Origin of the sequence: Microbispora sp. H10836 (genome assembly GCF_012999525.1) — a bacterium.
Classification (GTDB): domain Bacteria; phylum Actinomycetota; class Actinomycetes; order Streptosporangiales; family Streptosporangiaceae; genus Microbispora.
On record NZ_JABBWU010000013.1, the window covers coordinates 87,665 to 112,241 of the forward strand.

The 24,577-nt window shown below is 70.9% G+C and carries 25 protein-coding genes, 3 tRNA genes and 1 riboswitch; of the genes, 11 read left to right on the forward strand and 17 right to left on the reverse strand.

Going from position 1 to position 24,577, the window contains the following annotated elements; all coding sequences use genetic code 11:
- Nucleotides 1-46 precede the first annotated feature (46 nt).
- Nucleotides 47-997, reverse strand: a complete 951-nt coding sequence (locus HHX30_RS23765; RefSeq protein WP_169984325.1) for a thiamine-phosphate kinase — start codon at nt 995-997, stop codon at nt 47-49.
- A 65-nt stretch (nt 998-1,062) separates the two neighbouring features.
- Here HHX30_RS23765 and HHX30_RS23770 point away from each other — a divergent pair, with 65 nt between their 5' ends.
- Both HHX30_RS23770 and HHX30_RS23775 read left to right on the forward strand, forming a co-directional pair.
- Nucleotides 1,063-1,296: an Lrp/AsnC family transcriptional regulator gene (locus HHX30_RS23770; RefSeq protein WP_169984188.1), complete on the forward strand. Its 234-nt coding sequence runs from the start codon at nt 1,063-1,065 to the stop codon at nt 1,294-1,296.
- A 23-nt stretch (nt 1,297-1,319) separates the two neighbouring features.
- On the forward strand, nt 1,320-1,775 hold the full coding sequence (locus HHX30_RS23775; protein ID WP_169984189.1) for a DUF3515 domain-containing protein: 456 nt from the start codon (nt 1,320-1,322) through the stop codon (nt 1,773-1,775).
- Here the strand turns inward: HHX30_RS23775 and HHX30_RS23780 are convergent, their stop codons facing one another.
- The 3 genes from HHX30_RS23780 to HHX30_RS23790 form a co-directional block, all read right to left on the reverse strand.
- A complete protein-coding gene (locus tag HHX30_RS23780; protein WP_169984190.1) occupies nt 1,776-2,891 on the reverse strand; it encodes a D-alanine--D-alanine ligase family protein in 1,116 nt (371 codons plus the stop codon).
- An 85-nt stretch (nt 2,892-2,976) separates the two neighbouring features.
- Entirely contained in the window at nt 2,977-3,984 is a 1,008-nt protein-coding gene (locus tag HHX30_RS23785) for an NAD(P)H-dependent glycerol-3-phosphate dehydrogenase (RefSeq protein ID WP_169984191.1), read from the reverse strand.
- 53 nt (nt 3,985-4,037) lie between these two features.
- Complete coding sequence (locus HHX30_RS23790) at nt 4,038-4,823, reverse strand: lysophospholipid acyltransferase family protein (protein ID WP_311922838.1); 786 nt, start codon at nt 4,821-4,823, stop codon at nt 4,038-4,040.
- A 78-nt stretch (nt 4,824-4,901) separates the two neighbouring features.
- Between HHX30_RS23790 and cofC the strand changes: the two genes are divergently transcribed.
- Nucleotides 4,902-5,543: a 2-phospho-L-lactate guanylyltransferase gene (gene cofC, locus HHX30_RS23795; protein ID WP_169984192.1), complete on the forward strand. Its 642-nt coding sequence runs from the start codon at nt 4,902-4,904 to the stop codon at nt 5,541-5,543.
- Between the two features lie 62 nt (nt 5,544-5,605).
- Here the strand turns inward: cofC and HHX30_RS23800 are convergent, their stop codons facing one another.
- The gene (locus HHX30_RS23800) at nt 5,606-7,069 is read right to left on the reverse strand and encodes an MFS transporter (protein WP_169984193.1); all 1,464 of its coding nucleotides are present in this window, start codon (nt 7,067-7,069) and stop codon (nt 5,606-5,608) included.
- A 199-nt stretch (nt 7,070-7,268) separates the two neighbouring features.
- On the opposite strand from HHX30_RS23800, the gene HHX30_RS23805 reads away from it, so the two are divergent.
- From HHX30_RS23805 to HHX30_RS23815, 3 genes are all read left to right on the forward strand, one after another.
- Nucleotides 7,269-8,006, forward strand: coding sequence for a TetR/AcrR family transcriptional regulator (locus HHX30_RS23805; RefSeq protein WP_169984194.1), 738 nt, complete (start codon nt 7,269-7,271; stop codon nt 8,004-8,006).
- 230 nt (nt 8,007-8,236) lie between these two features.
- On the forward strand, nt 8,237-8,452 hold the full coding sequence (locus tag HHX30_RS23810; RefSeq protein WP_169984195.1) for a hypothetical protein: 216 nt from the start codon (nt 8,237-8,239) through the stop codon (nt 8,450-8,452).
- A gap of 33 nt (nt 8,453-8,485) precedes the next feature.
- Nucleotides 8,486-8,655: riboswitch (M-box (ykoK) riboswitch) on the forward strand.
- A 230-nt stretch (nt 8,656-8,885) separates the two neighbouring features.
- Entirely contained in the window at nt 8,886-9,068 is a 183-nt protein-coding gene (locus HHX30_RS23815; RefSeq protein WP_169984196.1) for a hypothetical protein, read from the forward strand.
- 75 nt (nt 9,069-9,143) lie between these two features.
- On the opposite strand, the gene HHX30_RS23820 is transcribed toward HHX30_RS23815, so the two are convergent.
- From HHX30_RS23820 to leuC, 5 genes are all read right to left on the reverse strand, one after another.
- Nucleotides 9,144-11,159: a SpoIIE family protein phosphatase gene (locus HHX30_RS23820; RefSeq protein ID WP_169984197.1), complete on the reverse strand. Its 2,016-nt coding sequence runs from the start codon at nt 11,157-11,159 to the stop codon at nt 9,144-9,146.
- A gap of 248 nt (nt 11,160-11,407) precedes the next feature.
- Complete coding sequence (locus HHX30_RS23825; protein ID WP_142562214.1) at nt 11,408-11,704, reverse strand: HU family DNA-binding protein; 297 nt, start codon at nt 11,702-11,704, stop codon at nt 11,408-11,410.
- A gap of 53 nt (nt 11,705-11,757) precedes the next feature.
- A complete protein-coding gene (locus HHX30_RS23830; protein ID WP_169984198.1) occupies nt 11,758-12,018 on the reverse strand; it encodes a hypothetical protein in 261 nt (86 codons plus the stop codon).
- Nucleotides 11,997-12,584 carry a 3-isopropylmalate dehydratase small subunit gene (leuD, locus tag HHX30_RS23835; protein WP_169984199.1) on the reverse strand — a complete coding sequence of 196 codons (588 nt, stop codon included), beginning with the start codon at nt 12,582-12,584 and terminating at the stop codon, nt 11,997-11,999. Before leuD ends, HHX30_RS23830 begins: the two co-directional genes overlap by 22 nt.
- A 33-nt stretch (nt 12,585-12,617) precedes the next feature.
- Nucleotides 12,618-14,003, reverse strand: coding sequence for a 3-isopropylmalate dehydratase large subunit (gene leuC, locus HHX30_RS23840; protein ID WP_169984200.1), 1,386 nt, complete (start codon nt 14,001-14,003; stop codon nt 12,618-12,620).
- 136 nt (nt 14,004-14,139) lie between these two features.
- Here leuC and HHX30_RS23845 point away from each other — a divergent pair, with 136 nt between their 5' ends.
- The 3 genes from HHX30_RS23845 to HHX30_RS23855 all read left to right on the forward strand — a co-directional run bounded on the left by HHX30_RS23845 (nt 14,140) and on the right by HHX30_RS23855 (nt 17,422).
- Nucleotides 14,140-14,856, forward strand: a complete 717-nt coding sequence (locus tag HHX30_RS23845; RefSeq protein ID WP_030506070.1) for an IclR family transcriptional regulator — start codon at nt 14,140-14,142, stop codon at nt 14,854-14,856.
- 37 nt (nt 14,857-14,893) lie between these two features.
- Entirely contained in the window at nt 14,894-16,597 is a 1,704-nt protein-coding gene (locus HHX30_RS23850) for a hypothetical protein (protein WP_169984201.1), read from the forward strand.
- 102 nt (nt 16,598-16,699) lie between these two features.
- Nucleotides 16,700-17,422: an MgtC/SapB family protein gene (locus HHX30_RS23855; protein WP_396705040.1), complete on the forward strand. Its 723-nt coding sequence runs from the start codon at nt 16,700-16,702 to the stop codon at nt 17,420-17,422.
- A 24-nt stretch (nt 17,423-17,446) separates the two neighbouring features.
- On the opposite strand, the gene HHX30_RS23860 is transcribed toward HHX30_RS23855, so the two are convergent.
- From HHX30_RS23860 to HHX30_RS23880, 5 genes are all read right to left on the reverse strand, one after another.
- Entirely contained in the window at nt 17,447-18,091 is a 645-nt protein-coding gene (locus HHX30_RS23860) for a TetR/AcrR family transcriptional regulator C-terminal domain-containing protein (protein ID WP_169984202.1), read from the reverse strand.
- A complete protein-coding gene (locus tag HHX30_RS23865; protein WP_169984203.1) occupies nt 18,088-18,972 on the reverse strand; it encodes an alpha/beta fold hydrolase in 885 nt (294 codons plus the stop codon). The genes HHX30_RS23860 and HHX30_RS23865 overlap by 4 nt, the downstream gene beginning before the upstream one ends.
- Before the next feature lie 273 nt (nt 18,973-19,245).
- A tRNA-Glu gene (locus tag HHX30_RS23870) sits at nt 19,246-19,318 on the reverse strand.
- A gap of 13 nt (nt 19,319-19,331) precedes the next feature.
- Nucleotides 19,332-19,404, reverse strand: a tRNA-Glu gene (locus HHX30_RS23875).
- A gap of 50 nt (nt 19,405-19,454) precedes the next feature.
- A tRNA-Gln gene (locus HHX30_RS23880) sits at nt 19,455-19,526 on the reverse strand.
- 229 nt (nt 19,527-19,755) lie between these two features.
- Here HHX30_RS23880 and HHX30_RS23885 point away from each other — a divergent pair.
- On the forward strand, nt 19,756-21,738 hold the full coding sequence (locus tag HHX30_RS23885) for a M3 family metallopeptidase (protein WP_169984204.1): 1,983 nt from the start codon (nt 19,756-19,758) through the stop codon (nt 21,736-21,738).
- A gap of 94 nt (nt 21,739-21,832) precedes the next feature.
- Here HHX30_RS23885 and gltX read toward each other — a convergent pair whose 3' ends face one another.
- Nucleotides 21,833-23,206 (reverse strand): glutamate--tRNA ligase, encoded by a 1,374-nt coding sequence (gene gltX, locus HHX30_RS23890; RefSeq protein WP_169984205.1) that lies wholly within the window; start codon nt 23,204-23,206, stop codon nt 21,833-21,835.
- The gene (locus HHX30_RS23895) at nt 23,199-23,969 is read right to left on the reverse strand and encodes a fumarylacetoacetate hydrolase family protein (RefSeq protein WP_169984206.1); all 771 of its coding nucleotides are present in this window, start codon (nt 23,967-23,969) and stop codon (nt 23,199-23,201) included. Before HHX30_RS23895 ends, gltX begins: the two co-directional genes overlap by 8 nt.
- An 82-nt stretch (nt 23,970-24,051) precedes the next feature.
- Between HHX30_RS23895 and HHX30_RS23900 the strand changes: the two genes are divergently transcribed.
- Nucleotides 24,052-24,438 carry an antibiotic biosynthesis monooxygenase gene (locus HHX30_RS23900; RefSeq protein ID WP_311922840.1) on the forward strand — a complete coding sequence of 129 codons (387 nt, stop codon included), beginning with the start codon at nt 24,052-24,054 and terminating at the stop codon, nt 24,436-24,438.
- Nucleotides 24,439-24,577 lie beyond the last annotated feature (139 nt).

Below are 24,577 nucleotides of genomic sequence, written 5' to 3' on the forward strand. Positions count from 1 at the left end.
CCATACTTAATAACAGATCTAATACGCCTATGTCACAAATTTCACATCATCCACGGAAGTGGTCCCAGCCCCCTCGAGCCCGGGTCTGTCCGTCGACCCGCACCCCGCGGCCCTCGGTGACCACGCCCACAGGCGTCCACTCGGGCGGCAGCCGTACCTCGGGAGGGAACGTCGCGGCCAGCGCGTGATCGTCGCCGCCGGTCAGCACCCACTCCAGCGGGTCCGCGCCCAGGTGGCGCGCCGCCGCGGTCAGCGTCTCCGGCACGGGCAGGGCGGCGGCGTCCAGCGCGACGGACACGCCGCTCGCGTCGGCGACGTGCCCGAGGTCCTGCAGCAGGCCGTCGCTGACGTCGAGCATCGCCGTCGCGCCGAGCAGCGCGGCCCGCGGACCGCAGGGGTACGGCGGCAGGGGACGGCGGTGCGCCTCCAGCAGAGCCGCGAACTCCGGGGGGCCGCCGGTCACGCCCGCCCCGAGCAGGGCCAGTCCGGCCGCGGCGTATCCGAGGCGGCCCGCCAGCGCGACCACGTCACCGGGACGCGCGCCCGACCGCGTCACCGGCGACCTGCCGCCGAGGTCGCCGAGCGCGGTCACCCCGAGCACGACGGTCTCCGACCGGGCGATGTCGCCCCCCGCCACGGTCGCCCCCACCAGGTCGCACTCGTCGCGGAAGCCGTCGGTCAGCGCGTCCAGCCAGTCGGCGGGGACGTCCGCGGGCAGCCCCAGACCGACCACGAGGGCGGTGGGATCGGCCCCCATGGCAACGATGTCGGAAAGGTTCTGTGCGGCGGCCTTACGGCCGATGTCGTACCCGCTCGACCAGTCGCGGCGGAAGTGCCTGCCCTCGATCAGTAGATCCGTGCTCACGACAACCCGCCCGTCGGGCGCCTTGAGGACCGCGGCGTCGTCGCCGGGGCCCAGCAGTACGGCCGCAGTCCGCGGAAGGCGTCCCGATATCCGCTGAATTACTCCGAATTCGCCGAGATCTCCGACTGTGATGGCACACCCCTAGTGCATTCGAGGTACGGTTACGCTCCGGCACTGATCTCTACCCGGAGGGCGTCATGGTGCAGGCCTACATCCTTATCCAGACCGAGGTCGGCAGGGCCGCCAACGTGGCCGAGGAGATCTCCTCCATCCCCGGGGTCACACAGGCCGAGGATGTCACCGGCCCCTACGACGTCATCGTCCGCGCCCAGGCCAACAACGTGGACGAGCTCGGCAAGCTCGTGGTGGCCCAGATCCAGGCCGTGCAGGGCATCACTCGTACACTGACGTGTCCGATCGTCCACATCTGAGCGGGACACGAGCCGGGGAGACGATGCGAAAGGCGAAGGGGCCCGTGGGCACGACGCCGGGAGTCGCGATCGTGGCGGCGCTCGCCCTGCTCGCGGGCTGCTCGTCCACCGTCCACGTGGAGCCGCCCACGCCGACCGGCGAGGCGGCCGCGGCCTGCCGCGCGCTCGACGCGGCGCTGCCGAAGACGCTCGACGGCCTCGGCCGGACCGCCTCCGAACCCCCCTCGCCGTACGTCGCGGTCTGGGGCGACGGCCAGATCGCCCTGCGCTGCGGTGTGCCCCGGCCTGCCGCGATGGAGCCGACGGCGGAGGTCGGCGACATCAACGGCGTCGGCTGGTTCCAGGACCCGCGCCGGCCGACGCTGTTCACGTCCACCAACCGCGTGGCGTACGTCGAGGTGACGATCGGGAAGGGCCACCAGCCCGGGGCCGTGCTGGTCGACCTCGCCGGGCCGGTCAAGTCGAGCATCCCCGAGTGACTACCGCAGGCCCGCGGGCCGGCGCAGCGCGAGCTGGATCAGCCGGTCGACCAGGCCGGCGTACGGCAGGCCGGTGGCGGCCCACAACTGCGGCGCGACCGACGTCGACGTGAAACCGGGCATGGTGTTGATCTCGTTGACGAGCAGCTCGCCGGACGGCGTGTAGAAGAAGTCGACCCGCGACAGGCCCTCGCAGCCGAGCGCCTCGAACGCGCGCACGGCCATGGCGCGCAGCGTCTCGGCCACCTCGGCCGGAATGTCGGCCGGCGCCTGGAGCGCCATCTGCCCGGGGTGATACTTGGCCTCGAAGTCGTAGAACTCCTGGCCGCCCTCCACGAGCACCTCACCGGGGACGCTCGCCTCGGGGGCGGCGTCGTCCAGCGACTCCAGCACCGCGCACTCGACCTCGCGGCCGACGATGGCGGCCTCCACCAGCACCTTCGGGTCGTGCTCGCGGGCGAGCTCGATGGCCGCCTCCAGCGACTCGGGATCGTGCGCCTTGGAGATGCCCTGCGACGAGCCGGCCCGGGACGGCTTGACGAACACCGGCCAGCCCAGTTCCTCGATCTCCTTGAGCACCCGGCCGCGATCCAGGCGCCAGTCACGGTCGCGTACGACCACGAACGGGCCGACCGGCAGCCCGGCCGCGTGCAGCACGAGCTTCATGTAGGCCTTGTCCATGCCGACCGCGCTGGCCAGCACGCCGGAGCCCACGTAGCGGACACCGGCCAACTCCAGCAGACCCTGGATCGTGCCGTCCTCGCCGTACGGGCCGTGCAGCAGGGGGAACACGACGTCGACCCGCCCCAGCGCGTGCGGGATCTCACCGGGTTCCAGGGCCACGAGGGTGCCGGAGTCCCCCGGCAGCGCGAGCGCGGTGCCGGAGTCGTCCACGACGGGCAGGCGGCCGGACTCGATCGCGTAGGACTGGGTGCTGGACGCCAGCACCCAGCGCCCGTCCTGGGCGATGCCGATGGGGATGACCTCGTACTTCGACCGGTCGATGACCTCCAGCACACTGCCCGCGCCCATCAGGGATACGGCGTGCTCGGAGTTGCGGCCGCCGAAGACGACTGCCACGCGCACGCGTGACGGGGACTCGCGATCCTCATTCATGATGCCCGAATCTACCGTGTTCGAGACGCAAAACGGCTTGTCAGCCGCGCGCGTCGCGGAGGCCCGAATCCCCGATCAGACCTGATCAGACGCCGTAGCGCTCCGGTTTGGGGGTGCGCGACATCAGCAGCACTGCTGCCTCACCGGGGGTCATGCCGTCGTGGACGACGCCGACGACGACCTCGGTGATCGGCATCTCCACGTCGTGCTTCCTGGCCAGTTCGAGCACCGACTCGCACGTCTTGACGCCCTCGGCCGTCTGTTTCGTGGCCGCGACGACCTCGGCCAGCGTCATGCCCCGGCCCAGGTTCTCGCCGAAGGTGCGGTTGCGCGACAGCGGGGAGGTGCAGGTGGCGACGAGGTCGCCCATGCCGGCGAGGCCGGCGAAGGTGTGCTGGTCCGCGCCGAGCACCGCGCCCAGCCGGGCGATCTCGGCCAGTCCGCGCGTCATGAGCGTCGCCCGCACGTTGTCGCCCAGGCCCATGCCGGCCGCGACGCCGACGGCCAGCGCGATGACGTTCTTGACCGCGCCGCCGAGTTCGACGCCCACGACGTCCGGATTCGTGTAGGTCCGGAACCACGGCAGGTGGCACGCCTCCTGGAGCCGAACGGCCACCTCCTCGTCGCGGCAGGCGACGACGGCCGCGGCGGGCTGCCGCTGGGCCAGCTCGGGGACCAGGTTGGGCCCGGAGACCACGGCCACCCGCTGCTCCGGCACCTCGGCCACCTCGCAGACGACCTCGCTCATCCGCTTGCAGGTGCCGAGCTCGACCCCCTTCATGAGGCTGACCAGCACCGCCTCGGAGGGGATGTGGGGCTTCCACACCTGGAGGTTGCCGCGCAGCGTCTGGGACGGCACCGCGAGGACCACGAAGTCCGCGCCGTCCATGGCCTCGGCGGGGTCGGTCGTCGCGCGGATCGTGTCGGGCAGCCGGGTGCCGGGCAGGTATTCGGGGTTCTCCCGGGTCTCGTTGATCGCGTCGACGATCTCCGCCCGCCTGCCCCACAGGGTCGCGGGGGTGCCGGCCTCGGCGAGGATCATCCCGAACGTGGTGCCCCACGAGCCCGTTCCGAAAACAGCCGCCCTGCTCACTGGCCGCACCACTCCTCTTGCTCCGCGCGCTCCTCCCTCACCGTACGCCCCGCTCAGCCGTTGGCCGCGTTCTTCGGGTCATAGGGGACCTCTGGCGCCTTCTCGTCCCGAATCTCAGCGAGCAGGCCGGTGATGGCGGCCGTGATGTCGGCGGTCGCCTCGCGCAGGACCGAGCCGCGCATGGGCAGCCCGGCGTACTTCGACAGGTCGACCGGCGGTCCGGCGAGCACGTGGAAGCTCTTGCGGGGCAGCAGGCGAGGCTTCTTCGCTCCGTACGGCAGCAGGTCCTGGGCGCCCCAGTGGGCGATCGGGACGACCGGCACGCCGGTCGCGAGGGCCAGCCGGGCGACACCGGTCTTGCCGGCCATGGGCCACAGGTCAGGATCGCGGGTGATGGTGCCCTCGGGATAGAACAGGATGCAGGCGCCGCTCCGCAGCCGCTCTTCGGCGATCTTGAGCGACTGGGTGGCCTCGGTGCTGTTGCGCTCGACCGGGATGGCCTGGAGCTGCGCGATAGCGTGACCGAGTCCGCGGATCCGGAAGAGACCCGCCTTGGCCAGGATCGTCGGCCACCGCCCGTTGTTGTACAGGTAGTGCGAGAGCAGCACGGGGTCCGACCACGACAGGTGGTTGACCGCGATGATCAGTCCGCCGGTGCGGGGGATGTTCTCCCCGCCGCGCCACCGCCGCTTCACGAACAGGCGTGAGAGCGGCTTGACGACGACGACCGCGAGCGCCTCCCAGAAGCGCGGCGGCCGGCCGGCGCGGCGGCTCACCACGGCGGGGGTGGGCACTGCGGGGGCGTTCGGGTCGGACGAGGGCTCGCTAGGGTGGCTCACAGAGTCTCCAAAATCACCGGGATCCGGCACAAGTCTCCCGGTTGGCCATGGGCGATGTCGAGGCGGGATGCTACAGGCATGCACCTCGCGCGATGGTCAATAGTGGTCCCGGTGAAGACCTTGATCCGGGCCAAGACGCGGCTCGCCGCGGCGGCGGGGCCGTACCGGACCGACCTGGCGGTCGCGGTGGCCTCCGACACAGTGACGGCGGCGCTGCGGTGCCCGCTGGTGGCGCGCGTGGTGGTCGTGACGGCCGACCCGCTGCCCGCGCGGCGGCTGGCCGCGCTCGGCGCCCACGTGGTCGCCGATCCGGACCGGGGGCTCAACACCGCCCTGCGGGCGGGCGCGGAGGAGGCCGTACGGCTCGCGCCGTACGACGCCGTCGGCGCCCTGCAGGCCGACCTGCCCGCGCTGCGGCCCGCGGAGCTGGAGACGGTGCTCGCGGCGGCGCTGGAGTTCGACCAGGCGTTCGTCCCCGACGCGGCCGAGGTGGGCACGACGTTCTACGGCGTACGGCCGGGCGTGTCCTTCCGGCCGGGGTTCGGCGGCGAGTCGAGGGCCAGGCACCTGTCCCGGGGGGCCAAGGAGCTGGCCCTGCCCGACATCGCCTCGGTGCGCAGGGACGTGGACACGGTGGAGGACCTGCGTGCCGCCCTGGCCCTGGGCGTCGGCCCCGCCACCGCGGAGGTCGCCGCCCGTCTGTCCCTGACGCCCGGCTGAGCCGGGGGAACGCGAAGATCACGCCGGCCCCCGTGCCGGCGTGATCGTGTCCGCTGTCGTGGTCAGTGGGCCGCCTCCGCGTTCTCACGGGCCTGCCGGGGCAGGAGGAAGGCCACCGCGAACGTCACCACAAGCATCCCGGCGACCACCCAGAGGGTCACCTTGATCGCCTGGTCGAAGCTTCCGGCGCTCGGCACATCGCCGAGCAGGTCGAAGAAGACCGTGCCGAGCAGGGCGTAGCCGAACGCGCTGCCCAGCTGCTGCACCGCCGTCAGGGTGCCGGAGGCGGAGCCCGTCTCGTGCTCCTCCACGCCGGCCAGCACGATGTCGAAGAACGGCGACATCAGCAGGCCCATGCCGATCCCCGCCACCACGAGGGCCGGGGCGAGCTGCCACGGGCCGGGGTGCGTGCCCGCGAGGTTCAGTGTGAGCAGGACGCCGGCCACGCCCAGCGCCATGACGAGGGTGCCGCCCTGGAGGAGCCTGCGCCCGAACTTCTGCAACGGCTGCGCGAGCCCGAATCCGACGATCATGCCGGCCGACCACGGGGCCATCGCCAGGCCGGCCTTGAGCGCCGAGTAGCCGAGCCCCATCTGGGTGTAGAGGTTGAAGACCAGCATGAATCCGGCCATGCCGGAGAAGAACACGATGCCGGTCAACAGGCCGCCGGTGAACGCGCGCTTGCGGAACAGGCTCGGCACGATCAGCGGGTCGCCGCCGGAACGGCTGCGACGCGACTGGAACAGGCCGAAGACGGCGAAGACGACGACCGACGCGACGAGCATGGCGAACGCCCAGAGGGGCCAGTCGTGCTCGCGGCCCTGCACCAGCGGGAAGATCACCAGGAAGCCGCCCAGGGACGCGAGCGCCACCCCGCCCATGTCGAGGCGCAGCGGGTGCGGCGACCGCGACTCCGGCAGGAAGCGCATTCCGGCGGCCAGCGCGGCGAGGCCCAGCGGCAGGTTGATGAGGAAGATCATCCTCCAGCCGGTGCCCCAGAAGTCGGCCTCGACCAGCCAGCCCGCGAGGATCGGGCCGCCGACCGCGGACAGGCCCATGACCGGCCCGAACATGCCGAACGCCTTGCCCGTCTCCGCGGGCGGGAACATCTCCTTGATCATGCCGAGTCCCTGCGGCAGCATGACCGAGCCGAACAGGCCCTGGATCACCCGGGCGCCGATGAGCACCTCGGGCGACTGGGCGACGGCGCAGAGCAGCGACCCGGCGGTGAAGCCCGCGGCGCCGATCAGGAACATCCGCTTGCGGCCGAAGATGTCCCCCAGCCTGCCTCCGGTGATCAGGCCGACGGCCATGGCCAGGGTGTAGGCGGCGCCCATCCACTGGATGGTCCCCTCCGAGCCGCCGAGATCGGCGCGCATGCTCGGCGCCGCGATGTTGGTGACCGTCGCGTCGAGGAGGTCCATGACCTCCCCGGCGAGGATCACGAAGAGAGCCGCCCAGCGCCAGCGGTACGGCGCTCCGGTCACCGGCGCCGCCGGCGCCGTCGCGGTGATTGGTTCCGACATCACCCCTCCTTGGGAACTGAACAGTGTTCAGGGTAAACTGAGCGCTGTTCTACCACTGATCAGTGTTCACCGACAAGTTCGATGTTCACCACGATATATCGCGTTTGTCAGGCGCACAAGATATATCTCGTCTTTGAGAGCAGTGTTCGTGAACACGGAGCGGTGTTCACTAACATGGGCGGAACAGCGGGAGGTCCTCATGACGCAGCCGGACATGCCCACACCGCCGTGGGAGCGTCCGCCCAGGCGACGCACGCCGGCCAGGGTGCCCCTCACCCGCGAGCGGATCGTCGGCGCCGCCTACACCGTCCTCGACCGTGAGGGCTACGACCGGCTGAGCATGCGGCAGGTCGCCGGCGAGCTCGGCGTCGCCGTCTCGGCGCTGTACGTCCACGTGCGCGACAAGGACGAGCTGCTGCAGCTCATGTACAATCGCATGTTCGAGGGCTACGAGCTGCCCGAGCCCGACCCCGGGCGCTGGCGGGAGCAGATCAGGGACTTCGCCCGCCAGGGCCGCCGCAGACTCCTCAGTCACCGCGACGCGGTCAAGATCTCCCTTGGCCGCGTGCCCTTCTCCCCCGAACTGCTCCCCCACGTGGAGAAACTGCTGGCCGTCTTCGCGGCGGCCGGCCTGCCGAGAGAGGTCATGGCCATCGCGGGCGACCTCCTGTCGACCTACCTGGACGGGTTCGTGCTGGAGGAGGTCCTCTGGCAGGACCGCTACCCCGAGAGCGGCGGCAAGGCGCCGCAGGACATGCGGGAGGAGATCCAGGGCTACTTCGCCTCGCTGCCGCCCGACCGGTTCCCGAACCTGGTGGCGCTCGCCGACATCATGGTGGACGAGTCGAACGACTACCGGTTCGAGCTCGGCCTGGAGATCATCCTGCGCGGCCTCGCCTCCTACATCGCCGGACCGGACCCCGACGAGGAGAGCTAGAAGAACGCAGCGTGCCGTACGCGCCGGGGCTCGTGCCGACCTCGCGGATCAGGTAGAGCGGCACCGTGGCCGACCACAGGCCGAACGACGGCATGGTCAGCGCCCCCGCGTAGCGCCGAAGTCGCGTACGCGCCACAGGCTCCTCGGCACCCCGGTCATGGCGGGCCATGCCGGCAGCCGGAAGATGCACGGTCAAAAGGATTTTCCGCAGGCGGCGGTAGGCTGGCGGCGTGCAGGCGACGGTGCAGAGCTTCGATCCCGCGACCCGCTCGGGCTGGGTCTTCCTCGACGACGGCACCCGGATTCCCTTCGACGGCGAGGCGTTCGACGCCGGCCCGCTGCGGCACCTGCGCCCCGGCCAGCGGGTCGCCCTCGTCATGACGGACGGCCGCGTCGGTTACGTCACGCTCTCCACGTTCCCGGTCCCTGGACCGGGGCGGGTTTGACCCGCTGACCTGGGCGGAGGTGTACTGGAGGCGTGGGCACCTCGTTCGGTGAGGCGTCTGCGCGGATACAGGCCACTGACCCTCCTCGTCGAGAGACGTCACGGGTCAGGACAGGTCTCCCCGGCTTAAGGGGTGACTCCAGGTGGCTTCCCTCCGTGGGATCACGCCGCGCAGTGCCAAAGCTCTTACGTGAGAGGTGCGAAACGAGGGGGTTGATCGGCGATCGGCCGTGCCACGGGCGTCGCCGCATGACCGTGAGGAGGTGGTCGGGATGACTCTCGGCAGCAGTCCGCGACAATTCCGTCCCGTCACCCTTCCCGGGCGTGGCGCGACGCGCGCCTCCGACGCCGTCGAGGCGGTCGCCGTCCGCTGTCACGGTGGGTGACGGGTTCTCATCCGTGCCGGACGTCCGGCACGAGACAGGAGGTCCGTCATGACGATCACGATTTCCGTTCCGTTCGCGCTGCCGCACGTCCTGGTCCGGGCGGCCCGTGTCCTGTTTCCCGTCGTGGTGCCTCTGGCCCTCGCGATGATGGGTTCCGCCGAGGCGGGGATCGGCATGCAAATGGGCCTCGAAGTGGTGCTGGTGGTCCTCCGGCACCTGCTGCGGGTGTGAGCGAGGTGAGGCGGCGGCGCTCAGGTGGAGATCCACGCCGGCCGCCGGGAAATCACGAGGAGACGTCGCCGGGGATCACGAGACATCGCCCGGCGACGGCACCCGCAGCGCGATCACGGCGACGTCGTCCTCGCCCGTCACGGGCATCCCGGTGAGCAGTTCGTCGCAGAACCGGCCCAGGGGTTCGCGGGCGAGCGCCTCCGCGCACCGCCGCAGCCGTTCGAGCCCGTCGCCGAGATCCTCTCCCCGCCGCTCGACGAGGCCGTCGGTGTAGAGCAGCAGGGTGCTGCGCGGCGGCAACGGCTCCACGGCGCTGATCCACGGCCGCCCGTGGTACAGGCCGAGGAGGGGATTACCCGCGTCCCTGAGGAAGCGGCCCTGTCCGTCGCCGGTCACCAGCAACGGCGGCGGGTGCCCGGCCGCCGAGTACACCAGCCGCCACCTGCCGTCGCCGGCTCTTTCGAGGCGGGTCAGGACGCAGGTCGCCGTGCTCTCGCCGTCAAGGGTCTCCAGGGCGCCGTTCAGCCGCCGCAGGACGTCCGCCGGGGACTCGAGTTCGCGGTCGACGGCGAGCGCCCGCAGCAGGTTGCGCACCTGGCTCATCGACACGGCCGCGGCGAGGTCGTGCCCGGCCACGTCTCCGATGACCAGATTGACGGCGCCGCACGACAGCACGAACGCGTCGTACCAGTCCCCGCCGATCTCGGCGGCGGTCGGGCTCGCCTGGTAGCGGGCGGCGAGCTCCAGACCGGGGACGTGGGGCGGCTCGGCCAGCAGGCTGTGCTGCAGGGCCAGCGCCACCCGCTGGGTACGGCGGAAGCGCAGAGCGTTGCTGATCGCGTCGTGCGCGTGGTCGACCATCTCCCGCATCAGTTCGACGTCGTCCGGCGCGATCGGCGGGCGATCCCCGCAGGCAGTGGCCACGACCACGGCCGCCACCTCGCCTTGGACGACGATCGGCAGAAGGGCCAGGTTGTGCGCCCCGCTCTCGGCCATCCACGTTCTGACGGCCTCGGGGCAGGGGAACGGAGGGCAGCCCGGGGGGAACGACATGTGGACCGGGCGGCGCCGCCGTACCGCGCGCACGAGCGCGCCGGTGGGGAGGTGATACTCCTTGCGCCGCGTCGGCAGCCTCCGCAAGCCCGCACGGACGGCGGCGGCGATGCGCTCGGTGACGACCGGCGCGTGCGGGAACCCACCGCTCGACTCGGGACGCAGGTACACGTCGCACGAGTCGGCGAGCTCAGGCACGATCACGTCGGCGAGCGCCTGGCACATCTCCTCCAGGTTGGTGATGTCGGTCGCCGCGGCCGCGACCCGGTCCAGCAGCCGGCGGCGCCGTTCCTCCTGCCACTCCTGCTCGACGTCGGCGGAGGCGCCCACCCACTCCACCACCCCGCCGTTCTCGTACACGGGCACGGCCCGGAAGCGGATGTGCCGGTAGACGCCGTCCGGGCTCGCGACGCGGAAGACCTGCTCCCAGATCGGGGTCGCCAGTTCGGCGGCCCGGACCCAGGCGTCCAGGGCCCTCTCGCGGTCCTCGGGATGCAGGGCCCGCAGCCAGCCGTACCCGCGGCTCTCCTCCAGCGTCTGACCCGACAGGCGCTGCCAGCCCTGGCTCACCTCCCTGACCTCGCCCTCCGGGCCGGTCACCCACACCATGTGCGCGTCCACCCACAACATGCTCTGGTAGCGGCGCTGGAGGCGGCACAGCTCCTTCTCCATCACGCGGATCCGCTCCGGGGCGAGGACCTGCGCCGTGACCTCCTGGACCACGGCCAGCAGCCCGCCCTCGCCGCCCTCAAGGGCGATCCCGGAGAGGCTCACCCGGAAGAGGCGCTCGCATGGGCCGCCGCTCCGGTCCACGGTCACGGAGACCTCGTCGAGGCGCACGGTCTTCCCCGTGCTCCTGACCTCGTCGAGCACGGCGAGGGTCTCCTGCCCGAGGACGTCGCGAAGGCCCTCCCGGACCGGCACACCGATCGGCCGGTCCCCGAGCATCGCCTGGAAGGCGTCGTTCGTGTAGAGCAGCCGATGGTCTTCCCCATGGGTCACCAGGACTCCGGCCGGCGCCTGGTCGAACACGTCCATCGGGACGCGACTGATCTCATGGTTGTGGCCGACTTGCACCGCATCTTCCCCCGGTCGAACCGTATGCACGCGATCGGTGGGTCCCCCGCATTCGCCCCCCTTGACTCGCTCACCTGAAAGAGTACACACGTTTGCGCAGGTCAAAGGCAGGGTCCGCGGGCTCTCACACGGCAGGCGGCAGCGGGCCGGGAAACGACGAACGGCGCCCGGGGGCTCCGAGCGCCGTCCACTGGTACCGGTGGGGCCGGCTACTTCTTCTTGGCAGCCTTGCCACCAGCGTTGACCTGCTCCTTGAAATCCGCGCCGGGGCGGAACCTCGGCGCCCAGCTCTCCTCCACCTTGATCGGATCGCCGGTGGAAGGGTTGCGGGCCGTACGGGCCGGCTTGTGCACCATCTCGAAGGCGCCGAAGCCGGTGATCGAGACCTTGTCACCGCTCGCGACAGCGCTCTGGATGGCGTCGAGGACGGCGTTGACGGCCTCGGTAGCCGTCTTCTTGTCACCGACGCGATCTGTGATCGCGTCGACGAGCTCTTTCTTGTTCATTTCGGTTTCCTCCCCCTTACGCGCTTGAAATTAGGGGACGAGGTCGCGGGACTTCAATCACCGGGGGGCATGTTTCGCCTGCTCGGCGTGTCGAATGTGCCGTCCAGATAGGCGATGAAGGCGTCCAGCCGGGCGGCCGCATGGGCTATGTCCCGCTTTGCCACGTCACAGATAGCAAGCAGCCGTCGCGCCAGGCGGGCCTGCTCCTCCTGTGGTAAGGCTAACGCTCTGACGCGGCGATGCGCATCACGCAGTCGCCGCGCCAGCAGCTCATCTCCGGTCTGAGGTTCGTTCAGACGGTCGTCGGCAGCCATGGCTGCCGTCCATTCTCGTACTCCTCGACGGCGTCCGCGTGACGCAGGGTCAGCCCGATGTCGTCGAGACCCTCGATCAGCCGCCAGCGGGTGTAGTCGTCGATCTCGAACGGGACGACCAGGTCGCCCGCGCGCACCTGGCGTTCCACCAGGTCCACGGTGATCTCGCTCTTCGGATCCGCCTCGGCCGCGTCCTGCAGGCGCTTGACGACGTCCTCGGGCAGGATGACCGGCAGCAGGCCCATCTTCGTGGAGTTGTTGCGGAAGATGTCGCCGAAGCGCGAGGCGATCACGACGCGGAAGCCGTACTGCTGCAGGGCCCAGACGGCGTGCTCACGCGAGGAGCCGGTGCCGAAGTCCGGGCCGGACACCAGGATCGTGGCGCCCTCGTACGCGGGGTCGTTGAGCACGAACGACGGGTCCTCGCGCCAGGCGGCGAACAGGCCCTTCTCGAAGCCCGTACGGCTGACCTGCTTGAGCCAGACCGCCGGGATGATCTGGTCGGTGTCCACGTTGCTGCGGCGCAGCGGCACGGCCCGGCCTGTGTGAGTGGTGAACGCTTCCATGATGGTCTCTTCCTGGGACTGAGGCGGGCGGGGTCAGAGCTCGGCGGGGGCGGTCAGCCGGCCGGTCACCGCGGTCGCGGCCGCCACCTGCGGCGACACGAGATGGGTGCGCCCGCCCTTGCCCTGGCGGCCCTCGAAGTTGCGGTTGGAGGTCGAGGCGCTGCGCTCGCCCGGCTTCAGCGTGTCGGGGTTCATGCCCAGGCACATCGAGCAGCCGGCCTCGCGCCACTCGGCCCCGGCCGCCTTGAAGACCTCGTGCAGGCCCTCCTCCTCGGCCGCCTTCTTGACCCCCATGGAGCCCGGGACGATCAGCGTACGGGTGACGACCGTGCGGCCCCGCAGGATCTCGGCGGCGGCGCGCAGGTCCTCGATGCGGCCGTTGGTGCAGGAGCCGACGAAGACGGTGTCCACCTGGATGTCACGCAGCGGCGTGCCCGCGGCCAGGCCCATGTACTCCAGCGCCCGCTCGGCGGCGGCCCGCTCGACCGGGTCGGCGAACTGCTCGGGCGACGGCACGGCGGAGCCGAGCGGCGCGCCCTGACCCGGGTTGGTGCCCCAGGTGACGAACGGCGTGAGGGTCGAGGCGTCGATCTCCACGACCTTGTCGAACTCGGCGTCGTCGTCGGTGCGCAGCGTCTTCCAGTACTCCACGGCACGGTCCCAGGCCTCCCCGGTGGGCGCGTGGGGACGGCCGCGCAGGTACTCGAACGTGGTCTCGTCCGGGGCGATCATGCCCGCCCGGGCGCCGGCCTCGATCGACATGTTGCAGACGGTCATGCGGCCCTCCATGGAGAGCTTGCGCACGGCCTCGCCGCGGTACTCGACGATGTAGCCCTGGCCGCCGCCGGTGCCGATCTTCGCGATGATCGCCAGAATCAGGTCCTTGGCGGTCACGCCGACCGGCAGCTCGCCCTTGACCTCGATGGCCATCGTCTTGGGGCGGTAGGCGGGCAGCGTCTGGGTGGCCAGCACGTGCTCGACCTCGGAGGTCCCGATGCCGAACGCGATGGCGCCGAACGCCCCGTGGGTCGAGGTGTGCGAGTCGCCGCAGACGATCGTCATGCCGGGCTGGGTCAGCCCGAACTGCGGGCCGATGATGTGCACCACGCCCTGGCCGGCGTCGCCCATCGGGTGCAGGCGGATGCCGAACTCCGCGGCGTTCTTGCGCAGCGTCTCGACCTGCGTGCGGGACACCGGGTCGGAGATCGGCCCGAGCACGGTCGGGACGTTGTGGTCCTCGGTCGCGATCGTGAGGTCGGGGCGGCGCACGGTGCGGCCGGCCATGCGCAGGCCGTCGAAGGCCTGCGGGCTGGTCACCTCGTGGATGAGGTGCAGGTCGATGTAGAGCAGGTCGGGCTCGCCGTCGGCACGGCGTACGACGTGCTGCTCCCAGACTTTCTCAGCCAGTGTGCGACCCATGGTGTGACGCCTCCTCGCGTTCAGCCCCCGGTCGTGTCTCTCATGATGAGACGGAGATATCGGGATATGGACACTGTATATGGTGAATCCCAACATTGCGTTTGCATCTCGTATGCCGAGACGGCAGTATCGGGGTATGGACAACTCTAGCGGGGTCGGAGTACTCGACAAGGCGGTTCTCGTACTCAACGCCCTGGAGGCGGGCCCCGCTTCCCTGGCACAGCTCGTCCAGGCGACCGGCCTGGCCAGGCCGACGGCCCACCGGCTGGCCGTCGCGCTGGAGCACCACCGCATCGTCTCCCGCGACACTCAGGGCCGGTTCATCCTCGGGCCCCGCCTGTCGGAACTGTCCACGGCGGCGGGCGAGGACCGGCTGCTGGCCGTCGCCGGCCCGGTGCTCACCCATCTTCGCGACCTCACCGGAGAGAGCGCTCAACTTTACCGGCGCCAGGGAGACGAGCGGGTCTGCGTGGCCGCCGCCGAGCGCGCCAGCGGGCTGCGCGACACCGTGCCCGTCGGCTCCGCGCTGCCCATGACCGCGGGGTCCGCCGCGCAGATTCTGCTCGCCTGGGAGGAGCCGGACCGGCTGCACCGCGGCCTGCGCGGCGCCAAGTTCACCGCCGCCACGCTCGCGAGCGTACGCAGGAGGGGCTGGGCCCACAGCGTGGGAGAGCGCGAGCAGGGCGTGGCGAGCGTCTCCGCGCCCATCCGAGGCGCCGGCGGCAAGGTGATCGCCGCGGTCTCCGTGTCGGGCCCCATAGAGCGGCTCACCCGTACGCCCGGCCGGATGCACGCCGCCCCCGTCGTCGCCGCCGCCGAGCGGATAACCGAAGCGATGCGACGCGCGAACTGATTGGAGTGCGGTGTCCCGAAAGCCCTAGGCTGGCGGGGTGACAGACCGCATCGAGGCAGCCGCCGCTGAACTGCGTCCCCTGCTCCAAGAATTCATCCTCTGGGCGCCGGACAACGCACCCGGCAGCGACCCCGATCTCGTGGGCCCCGTCGCCCTGTGGCATCGCCTGATCGCCCGCACCGACGTCGGACTGTGGAAACACGGCGACCTGCGCACGGTCCTGCTGGAGCGCATGCCCCAGGTGGTCGAGGACCCCGACGCCGCGGCCGACGGCATGATCCCCGCAGTCCGGGCGTACCTGACGTTCCTGTCGTCCACCGGCCGGCTCTCGCCGGGCTCGGACTCCCTGGAGACCCTGCTCGCCGAGCTGGACGAGGTCGAGGACGACTTCGTGGACGCGATGGAGGACACCATCGCCGAACGCGACTGGGACGAGGAGGAGGACGAGCTCGACGAGGACGAGTCCGACGAGGGCCTCGGCGACTTCGAGCCGTTCGCCGACGAGATCGCCGCCCTGCCCACGATCCGGCTGCGGCCCGACACCGAGCTGGCCGAGGCGGCCCGCCGGGTGACGCTCATCGCGCAGGCCCGCGACCTGGCGCTGTGGGTCGGCACCGGCCGCAAGGTGGGCGAGGAGACCCTGCTCACCGACAGCGAGGTGGACGAGGCGGTGCGCGCGGTCGGCCTGCCCGACGCGCGCAACATCTGGAACCTGTGGAACCTCGCGATCGACCTGGAGTTCCTCGCCCCCGACGGCGACGACACGGTCAGCGTGGACTCCGACACCGAGGCCTGGCCCTTCGAGGACGACGACGACGTCCTGGACGCCTGGATGCTCGGCCTCCACTCGCTCGACTACGGCGACCCGGAGCTCGACGACGACGACCTCACGCTGGCCCTGTCCGGCCTCACCCGCGCGCTGCTGATCCGCGTGCTGCTGGCCGGCGGCACGCGGGGGGTGCCGGAACTGCGCGAGGAGCTGGCCGAGGCCGCGGCGGAGTACGACGACCTGGGCGCCGACGCCTGGGCCGCGGCCGGCGACCCGCTCGCCTCCGTGCTCGCCTGGCTGACCGGGTACGGCATGGCCACCGTCGAGGCAGACGCGGTGACCCTGACGCCGCTCGGCATGGAGGGCCTCGTCCACCTGCTCGACGACGAGGACATCGAGATCGACGCCCGGCCCGCGATCGACGCCATGACCGCGCTCGACCTGCTGTCGTTCAGCGCCGACATGTCCGAGGAGGAGGCCGACGAGGAGTTCGCCGCCTGGCTCGCGCTGCGCGACCCGGCGCGAGCCGCCTCCGAGCTGCTCGAAGCCGCCGCCGAGGAGGAGTCCGACGCCCTCGTGCGGGTGCAGGCCGCCAGCCTGGTGGGCTCGCTGGGCGAGGCCGCCGTCCCGGCCTGGCAGGAGGCGCTGAAGGAGCCCTCGCTGCGGCCGTACGCCGCGACGCACCTGACCCAGATGGACGTCGAGGACGCTCCGGAGCCGACCCAGGCGGACACCCACTGGCTGATCCTCGACATGTGGACGATCTCCGCCGGGCTCGGCCGGCCGGAGTTCGTGTCCAGCCTGCACGACATCGGCCCGGCGCAGACGCTCATCGGGCTGCTCGACGTGATCTGGAAGGTCCACCACCCCCACATCGAGGAACTGCTGGACCTCATCGGCGAGACCCATCCGGACAAGCAGGTGGTCAAGGCCGCCAAGCGGGCGCTGTTCAAGGCGCGGTCGGGACGCTAGCGGTCCCCGCTCGGGCCGGGACGGCGGCGTCCGTCCCGGCCTCGCCGCCGTTGAGGTCGCGACAGGATGACCGGCTCGGGCACGCGGACTTAGTCTGGTCGCGTGACGCCGATCTCACTGGTGGTCAGCCCCGGGGCGGGATGGCAGCAGATCGCGGACCTCGCCATCGCGCTCGTGCTGTCGGCGGCCATCGGGCTGGAGCGGGAGATCCGGCAGAAGAGCGCCGGGTTGCGTACGCACACGCTCGTGGGGTTCGGCGCCGCGCTGTTCATGCTCGTGTCCAAGTACGGCTTCGCGGACGTCCTCGGCGAGAACGTGCAGCTCGATCCGTCGCGAGTGGCGGCACAGATCGTGTCCGGCATCGGGTTCATCGGCGGCGGGCTGATCTTCGTGCGCCGGGACGCGGTCAAGGGTCTGACCACCGCGGCCGCCGTCTGGCTGACGGCGGGCGTCGGAATGGCCGCCGGGGCCGGCCTGTGGCTCCTGGCGCTCATGGCCACTGTGGGGAACTTCCTCGTGATGTTCGGCCTCACCCCGCTCGCCACCCGGCTCCCCCGCTCGAAGTACGCGCAGTCACGGCTGCGCCTGGCGTACGTGGACGGCCGGGGCGTCCTGCGGCAGGTGCTGGCCGAGTGCACCGGCCGCCGTTTCGTGGTCGACGAGCTTTCGCTGGAGCAGCCCGGCGGGGGACAGGAGACCCGTACGGTGTCGGTGACCCTGGTGATCCACGGCCCCGGCTCGGTCGTGGACCTCACGAGCAGGCTGGCCGAGATGGAGGGCGTGCTCACCATCTCCTGCGACGATGCCGACGTCCAGCACTTCTAGGCGGCAGGCGCCGTCCGCGGCAGGTCAGCGGACAAGACGCTCGAAGCCGTCCAGCAGGGCCGTCAGCCCCATTTCGAAGTGGTCGCCGCGCCCGGCCCCGTCCGCGCCCAGCGCGAGGAGGTTGTAGCCGGGAGAGCCCGGAGCGGGCTTCCTGCTGCGCCGCAGCCCGCCCAGCTGTGCGGCGGTGAGGGCGAGCACGTGCCCCACGGTGAACTCCTGGACGCACCGGACCGCCTGGACCGCCAGCACCGGTGTGAAGCCGGCGTCGCACAGGACGGCGATGGCCCGGTCGCCGCAGGAGATCGCCGCCGCCGACCGCACGGGACGGGTCGCGAAGATCGTCACGGCGTGCGGGTGCCGCAGTAGGGCGTGCCGCATCCGGCGGGCCGTCTCCGCCGCCAGTTCGCGCCACGACGCCTCCCACGGCAGGGAGTCCACGCCGAGCTCGTCGAACAGCGCCTCGGCGATGCCGTCGAACAGCGCCTCCTGGTCGGAGAAGTAGCGGTAGACGGCCATGGCGTCGACGCCGAGCTCGGCGCCGAGCTTGCGCATCGAGAACTTGTCCAGTCCCGCCCGGTCGATGAGGGCGAGCGCGACGGCGACGATGTAGGCGTGGCTCAGGGTCGGCCGCACCGGCCTGCCCTCCACCGTGCCGCCCGTGTCGGTCATGGGGAAAACCCGTCCAGGATCTCGGTCAACGTGCGGACGAACTCGTCGGGCGTCTCCTGGTAGGGGACGTGCCCTCCCGGGAACTCCTCGCATCGTACGCCGACCAGCTCGCCGAGGACGTGCGCGGGCCGATGGTAGGGGCGTCCCACGCTGTCCCTTCCGGTGGCCGGGCACCAGGGCACCGCAGCCCGGCGCAACGCGGCCAGGTCGGGTTCGTACTCGTCGACGAAGGCGGGCAGCTCCACCCGCAGCATCCGCCGGGTGTTGCCGAGGAGACGCTCCATGCCGCCGGGCTCCCCGCCCCGCACCCGCCGTACGACCGGCAGGACGGCCATGCCCGCCCGAAGGGCCCCGGCGGCGGCGAACCGCCCCGCCGGGGACAGGAGGAACGCGGGCGTCCGGGGCATGGTCATGGCCGCGAAGGCCACCCAGCCGCGCATCAGGCCCCTTACGGCGACGCGCTGGAGCCGGCGGATGCTCTCGCCCTCCGGGCCGCCCGGGATGATCTGTACGAGCGGCGGCTCGTGGGCGACGGCCCCGAGCAGCCGGTCCGCGTGCCTCGCCACCATGTCCACCGTGATGATCGCCCCGGCGCTGCTGCCGAAGACGTACGCGCGCTCGACGCCGTAGTGGCCGAGCACGGCGACGGCGTCGTCCGCGTGCTCGGCCACCGAGGTGGGCGTGGCCGGATCGGCGAGCCGGCTGCGCGAGTTGCCCCGCCGGTCGTAGCTGATGACGGTGAAACGGCGGGACAGCGGCGCGACGACCGCCTCGTACATGCCGGCGTCGCCTCCCCCTCCCGGGACGAGGAGGAGAGCCGGCCCCTCCCCCGCGCTTTCGGTGTACAGCCTGGCACCCGGCACGGACACGAACTCCCGCATCTTGCCCTCTCTTGTCTACATCGTAGATTTTGTCTACATCGTAGACAGACGCGAAACGGCCGTCCAGGGAGGCGAATGCGAGAGAGGAGTTGCCCATGAGCAGGGCGCGGCGTCCCCGTAACGGCGAAAACCCCCGGCACGGGGAGTACCGAGGGTTCTCGATGATGTAGCCCCGACCGGATTCGCGCCCGCGCCGCGGGCCATGAGCAGGGCGCGGCGTCCCGTAACGGCGAAAACCCCCGGCACGGGGAGTACCGAGGGTTTTCGATGATGTAGCCCCGACCGGATTCGAACCGGCGCTACCGCCTTGAGAGGGCGGCGTCCTAGGCCACTAGACGACGGAGCCGTGTGCAGTGAAGTAGTCCCGAGCGGATTCGAACCGCCGTTACCGCCTTGAGAGGGCGGCGTCCTAGGCCACTAGACGACGGGACCTTGCACTGTGCACTGCGCTGTTTCCAGCAGAATCCCTTGGGGGGATCCAGCTGGGGTACCAGGACTCGAACCTAGACTAACGGAGCCAGAATCCGTCGGGCTGCCAATTACCCCATACCCCATCTGCTTGCGGGGGCCTCGCGGCTCCCGCTTGCGACTCCGAAAGGATAGCCCAGCTTGCGACCCACTACCAAAACGATTGCGGCGCGCCCCCCGATCTCGTGATCCGATCCTCCGCTCGAAGGGGTCCGAGCCCCCTGTCCGAGGGGTCCGGTCCTCCTGTGCGGAAGGGCATGGCCCTTCTGTGCGAGGCTGGGACAAACGCCAGCACCACGTGAGGAGTCGCCAGAGATGACCTCGGCCGCGAACCCCTTCCTCAGTCCGAGCACCCTGCCCTACGGGCTGCCTCCCTTCCAGGAGATCGAGGAGGAGCACTACGCGCCGGCGTTCGAGCAGGGCATGGCCGAGCACCTCGCGGAGGTCGAGGCGATCGCGGAGAACCCCGACCCTCCGACGTTCGAGAACACGATCGAGGCGCTGGAGAAGTCCGGTGCTCTCCTCGACCGGGTGTCCGCGGTGTTCTTCAACCAGGCGTCCTCCGACACGACGCCCGGCGTCCAGGAGATCCAGAAGGACGTCACGCCGAAGCTCGCCAAGCACGCCGACGCGATCCACCTCAACGCGAAGCTGTTCGCCCGCATCCAGGCGGTCGAGGCGGCCGACGACGAGCAGGGGTGGCTGCTGAAGCGCTACCTCACCGACTTCACCCGCGCGGGCGCCACGCTGGGCCCGCAGGACCAGGCCCGGCTCAGGGAGATCAACGAAAGGCTGTCGGCCCTGGGAACGGCCTTCCAGCAGAACCTCCTCGCCGACACCAACGAGCGGGCCGTGGTGGTCGAGGACGTGGCCGAGCTCGACGGGCTGTCGCAGGACGCGATCCAGGCGCTCGCCGACCAGGCCAGGGAACGCGGGCTGGACGGCAGGTATCTGATCTCGCTGGTCCTGCCCACCGGGCAGCCGGCCCTGGCCGAGCTGACCAACCGGTCCCTGCGTGAGCGGATTCACCGCGCCTCGGTCGGGCGGGGCGCGGCCAACGGGGAGCTGATCAAGGAGTTGGCGGTGCTGCGCCGGGAGCGCGCGCGGCTGCTCGGCTACGAGAACCACGCGGAGTACGTCCTGGCCGACCAGACGGCGGGCACCACCCGGGCGGTCACCGAGATGCTCGACCGGCTCGTGCCGCCGGCCGTGGCGAACGCGCGCAAGGAGCAGGCGGACCTGGAGGAGATCGCCGGGCACCCGATCCAGCCGTGGGACTGGGCGTTCTACTCCGAGAAGGTGCGCAAGGCCCGCTACGACATCGACAGCCGGCGCATGCGGCCGTACTTCGAGCTGAGCACGGTGCTGGAGAAGGGCGTCTTCAACGCGGCGACGCGCCTGTACGGCGTCACCTTCCACGAGCGCCCCGACCTGTACGGCTACCACCCCGAGGTGCGGGTCTTCGAGGTGCGCGACGAGGACGGCTCCCCGCTGGGCCTGTTCCTCGGCGACTTCCACGCCAGGGCCTCCAAGCGGGGCGGGGCGTGGATGAACAGCCTCGTGAAGCAGTCGGGCCTGGAGGGCACCAGGCCGGTCGTGGTCAACAACCTCAACATCGTCAAGGGCGAGCCGACCCTGATGACGTTCGACGAGGTCAACACGATGTTCCACGAGTTCGGGCACGCGCTGCACGGGTTGTTCTCCGACGTGCGCTACCCCCGGTTCTCCGGGACGGCCGTGCCGCGCGACTTCGTCGAGTACCCCTCCCAGGTGAACGAGATGTGGGCGGTCCACCCGGAGATCCTGGCCGAGTACGCCAGGCACCACGAGACGGGCGAGCCGATGCCGCAGGACCTCGTCGACCGGATGCTGGAGACGCAGAAGTTCAACCAGGGCTTCGCCACGCTGGAGTACCTCGCCGCCACCCTGCTCGACTGGGCCTGGCACACGGCGTACGACGGCGAGGAGGACGTGGAGGAGTTCGAGAGGCGGGCGCTGCGGGAGGCGGGGGTGGACCTGCCCGCCGTCCCGCCGCGCTACCGCACCACGTATTTCGCCCACATCTGGGCGGGCGGCTACAGCGCCGGCTACTACTCCTACATCTGGAGCGAGGTCCTCGACGCCGACACCGTCGAGTGGTTCAACGAGAACGGCGGGCTGCGCCGGGAGAACGGCGACACCTTCCGCCGGGCCCTGCTGTCGCGAGGCGGCAGCGTGGACTCGATGACGGCCTTCCGGGACTTCCGGGGCCGGGACCCGGAGATCACCCCGCTGCTGGACCGCCGCGGCCTCCTGTAGAGACGCGGACGGCGCCGGGGCCCCCTTCAGGGGACTCCCGGCGCCGTCCGCCCTCACATGCCTCTGCGCGCCCGCCGTGGGGCGCCCTGACGGGTCAGGAGGCCTCGGACAGCCGGGCGAGAGCCGTACGGAGCCGGTCGAGCGAGCGCTCGCGGCCGAGCACCTCGATCGACTCGAACAGCGGCAGGCCCACGGTCCTGCCGGTGATCGCCACGCGGACGGGCGCCTGCGCCTTGCCGAGCTTGAGCCCGTGGGCGAGGCCGACCTCCTCCAGGGCGGTCTTGAGCGAGTCGGGGTCCCAGCTGACCGTCTCCAGTCGCTCGGCGTACCCGGCCAGGATCTCGGCCGCCCCCGGCTTCATCGCCTTGTCCCAGGACGCCTGGTCGAAGACGGGCTCGTCCAGGAACAGGAAGTCGACGTTGGCGGTGACCTCCGACAGCACGGCGACCCGCGTCTGCACCAGGTCGGCCACGCGGGCGAACACCGAGCGGTCCCAGGCCGGGTCGAGCCACGGCTCGCAGCGGGAGATGAACACCTCGCGGGGCAGCGCCCGGATGTACTCGCCGTTGAAGGCCCGCAGCTTCTTCTCGTCGAAGAAGGCCGGCGCCTGGTTCACGTCCTCGAGCCGGAACAGCGGCATCATCTCCGACCACGGCATGATCTCCCGGTCGTCGCCGGGCCCCCAGCCGAGCAGCATGAGGTAGTTGACCATCGCCTCGGCGAGGTAACCCTCGTCGCGGTAGGACTCCAGGGCGACCTTGTCGCGGCGCTTGGACAGCTTCTGCCGCTTCTCGTTGACGATCACAGGCACATGGGCCCAGACCGGTGGTTCGGCGCCCAGCGCCTTCCACAGGAGCTGCTGCTTGGGTGTGTTCGACAGGTGCTCCTCGGCGCGGACCACGTGGTCGATCCGCATCTCCATGTCGTCGACGACGTTGGCGAGGATGAACAGCGGCGAGCCGTCCCCGCGGACGATGACGAAGTCCTCCATCGCCGAGTTGGGGAACTCCACCCGTCCGCGGACCTTGTCGTCCACGACCGTCACACCCTCGTCGGGCGTACGGAACCGCACGGCGCCCTCGGTGATGCCGAGGTCGCGGCAGTGGCCGTCGTAGCCCTGGTGCTCGGAGCCGGTCCTGGCCTTCACGTCGTCGCGCGTGCAGGTGCAGTGGTAGGCCTTGCCGTCCTTGAGCAGCTTGGCCGCGGCCTCGCGGTGCTGCTGCTCGTAGGCGGACTGGAAGTACGGCCCCTCGAAGTGCGGCGAGCCGCCGTTGATGCCGATCCAGGCGAGGGCCGAGATGATGCCCTCGGTCCACTCGGGCCGGTTGCGTGCCGCGTCCGTGTCCTCGATGCGCAGCACGAACGTGCCGCCGGACTGCTCGGCGATCGCCCAGTTGAACAGCGCCGAACGGGCGCCGCCGACGTGGAACATGCCGGTGGGCGAAGGGGCGAAGCGCACCCTAGTCACGTGAGATCACCCGGTTAGTGAGAGTTCCGATTCCTTCGATGGAGACGCCGACCTCGTCGCCCACGGACATCGGGCCCACCCCGGCGGGCGTGCCGGTCAGGATGACGTCGCCGGGCAGCAGGGTCATGACCGCGCTCACGTACGCGACGAGCGCGGGGATGTCGTGCAGCAGGAGGGAGGTGCGGGCGCTCTGCCTGACCTCACCGTTGAGCGTGGTGGTGATCGCCAGGTCGGCCGGGTCGAGCTCGGTCTCGATCCAGGGACCGAGCGGGCAGAACGTGTCGAAGCCCTTGGCCCTGGTCCACTGGCCGTCCCTGGCCTGCAGGTCGCGTGCGGTGACGTCGTTGGCGCAGGTGTAGCCGAAGATGACGTCGCCCGCGCGTTCGGCGGGGACGTCACGGCACAGCCGGCCGATCACCACGGCCAGCTCGCCTTCGTAGTCGACCCGCTCCGACAGCTTCGCCGGGTACGCGATCGCCTCCGAGGGACCGATCACGGTCGTGTTGGGCTTGAGGAACACGACCGGCTCCGCCGGGGGCTCGCCGCCCATCTCCCTGGCGTGGTCGGCGTAGTTCTTGCCGATGGCGATGATCTTGCTGGGCAACATGGGGGCGACCAGGCGGACCTCGGCCACCGGGAACCGCTCACCGGTGAACTCCACCCCGTGGAAGGGGTGCCCGCCGATCCGGGCGATGACCTGCCCGCCGTCTTCCACCACGCCGAAGGCGACCTGGTCGCCCATCGAGAACCTCGCGATACGCACGTCACGAGCCTAGTGGGGTACGCACCCTGGGCGTACTTAAGGTGGTCTGGTAACAGGGGAAGTCGAGCGTACGGGAGTCGATGTGCCTTCGGTCGTGAAGATCAACGTGCTGACGGTGCCCGAGGAGATGCGGCGCGAACTGGAGAAGCGGTTCGCCAACCGGGCCGGGATGGTCGAGTCGGCCGACGGGTTCGAGTGGTTCGAGCTGTTGCGGCCGGTGGAGGGCAGCGACCGCTACCTCGTCTACACGCGGTGGCGGAGCGAGGAGGACTTCCGGCGCTGGCAGGAGAGCCGGGCGTTCCAGTCGGGGCACGCGCAGGCCGCCGCCGAGGCCGGCGCACAGGGCCACGGCCACGGGCAGGGTCATGGCCACGGGCAGGGTCATGGCCACGGGCAGGGCCCGGCCGCGACCGACTCCGAGCTGTGGTCGTTCGAGGTCGTGGAGAGCACCGGGCCCAAGCAGGACTGAGGAGGCGGCGCCTCGACCGGGCCGCACCGGACGCCGCACCGCCCGCCGGACCGGGCGCCGGTCGTACGGCAACCGGGCGCCGGTCGTACGGCAACCGGGCGGGGATCGTCCGCACCAAGATGGGATCGAGGCGGCCCCG

Coding starts and splice junctions, on each gene's coding strand:
- HHX30_RS23775 (WP_169984189.1), top strand. CDS start 1,320: ATGCGAAAGGCGAAGGGGCCCGTGGGCACGACGCCGGGAGTCGCGATC.
- HHX30_RS23860 (WP_169984202.1), bottom strand. CDS start 18,091: ATGACCGACACGGGCGGCACGGTGGAGGGCAGGCCGGTGCGGCCGACC.
- HHX30_RS23825 (WP_142562214.1), bottom strand. CDS start 11,704: ATGAACAAGAAAGAGCTCGTCGACGCGATCACAGATCGCGTCGGTGAC.
- HHX30_RS23780 (WP_169984190.1), bottom strand. CDS start 2,891: ATGAATGAGGATCGCGAGTCCCCGTCACGCGTGCGCGTGGCAGTCGTC.
- HHX30_RS23830 (WP_169984198.1), bottom strand. CDS start 12,018: ATGGCTGCCGACGACCGTCTGAACGAACCTCAGACCGGAGATGAGCTG.
- HHX30_RS23805 (WP_169984194.1), top strand. CDS start 7,269: ATGACGCAGCCGGACATGCCCACACCGCCGTGGGAGCGTCCGCCCAGG.
- leuC (WP_169984200.1), bottom strand. CDS start 14,003: ATGGGTCGCACACTGGCTGAGAAAGTCTGGGAGCAGCACGTCGTACGC.
- HHX30_RS23845 (WP_030506070.1), top strand. CDS start 14,140: ATGGACAACTCTAGCGGGGTCGGAGTACTCGACAAGGCGGTTCTCGTA.
- HHX30_RS23865 (WP_169984203.1), bottom strand. CDS start 18,972: ATGCGGGAGTTCGTGTCCGTGCCGGGTGCCAGGCTGTACACCGAAAGC.
- cofC (WP_169984192.1), top strand. CDS start 4,902: ATGCACCTCGCGCGATGGTCAATAGTGGTCCCGGTGAAGACCTTGATC.
- HHX30_RS23885 (WP_169984204.1), top strand. CDS start 19,756: ATGACCTCGGCCGCGAACCCCTTCCTCAGTCCGAGCACCCTGCCCTAC.
- leuD (WP_169984199.1), bottom strand. CDS start 12,584: ATGGAAGCGTTCACCACTCACACAGGCCGGGCCGTGCCGCTGCGCCGC.
- HHX30_RS23815 (WP_169984196.1), top strand. CDS start 8,886: ATGACGATCACGATTTCCGTTCCGTTCGCGCTGCCGCACGTCCTGGTC.
- HHX30_RS23820 (WP_169984197.1), bottom strand. CDS start 11,159: ATGGACGTGTTCGACCAGGCGCCGGCCGGAGTCCTGGTGACCCATGGG.
- HHX30_RS23770 (WP_169984188.1), top strand. CDS start 1,063: ATGGTGCAGGCCTACATCCTTATCCAGACCGAGGTCGGCAGGGCCGCC.
- HHX30_RS23800 (WP_169984193.1), bottom strand. CDS start 7,069: ATGTCGGAACCAATCACCGCGACGGCGCCGGCGGCGCCGGTGACCGGA.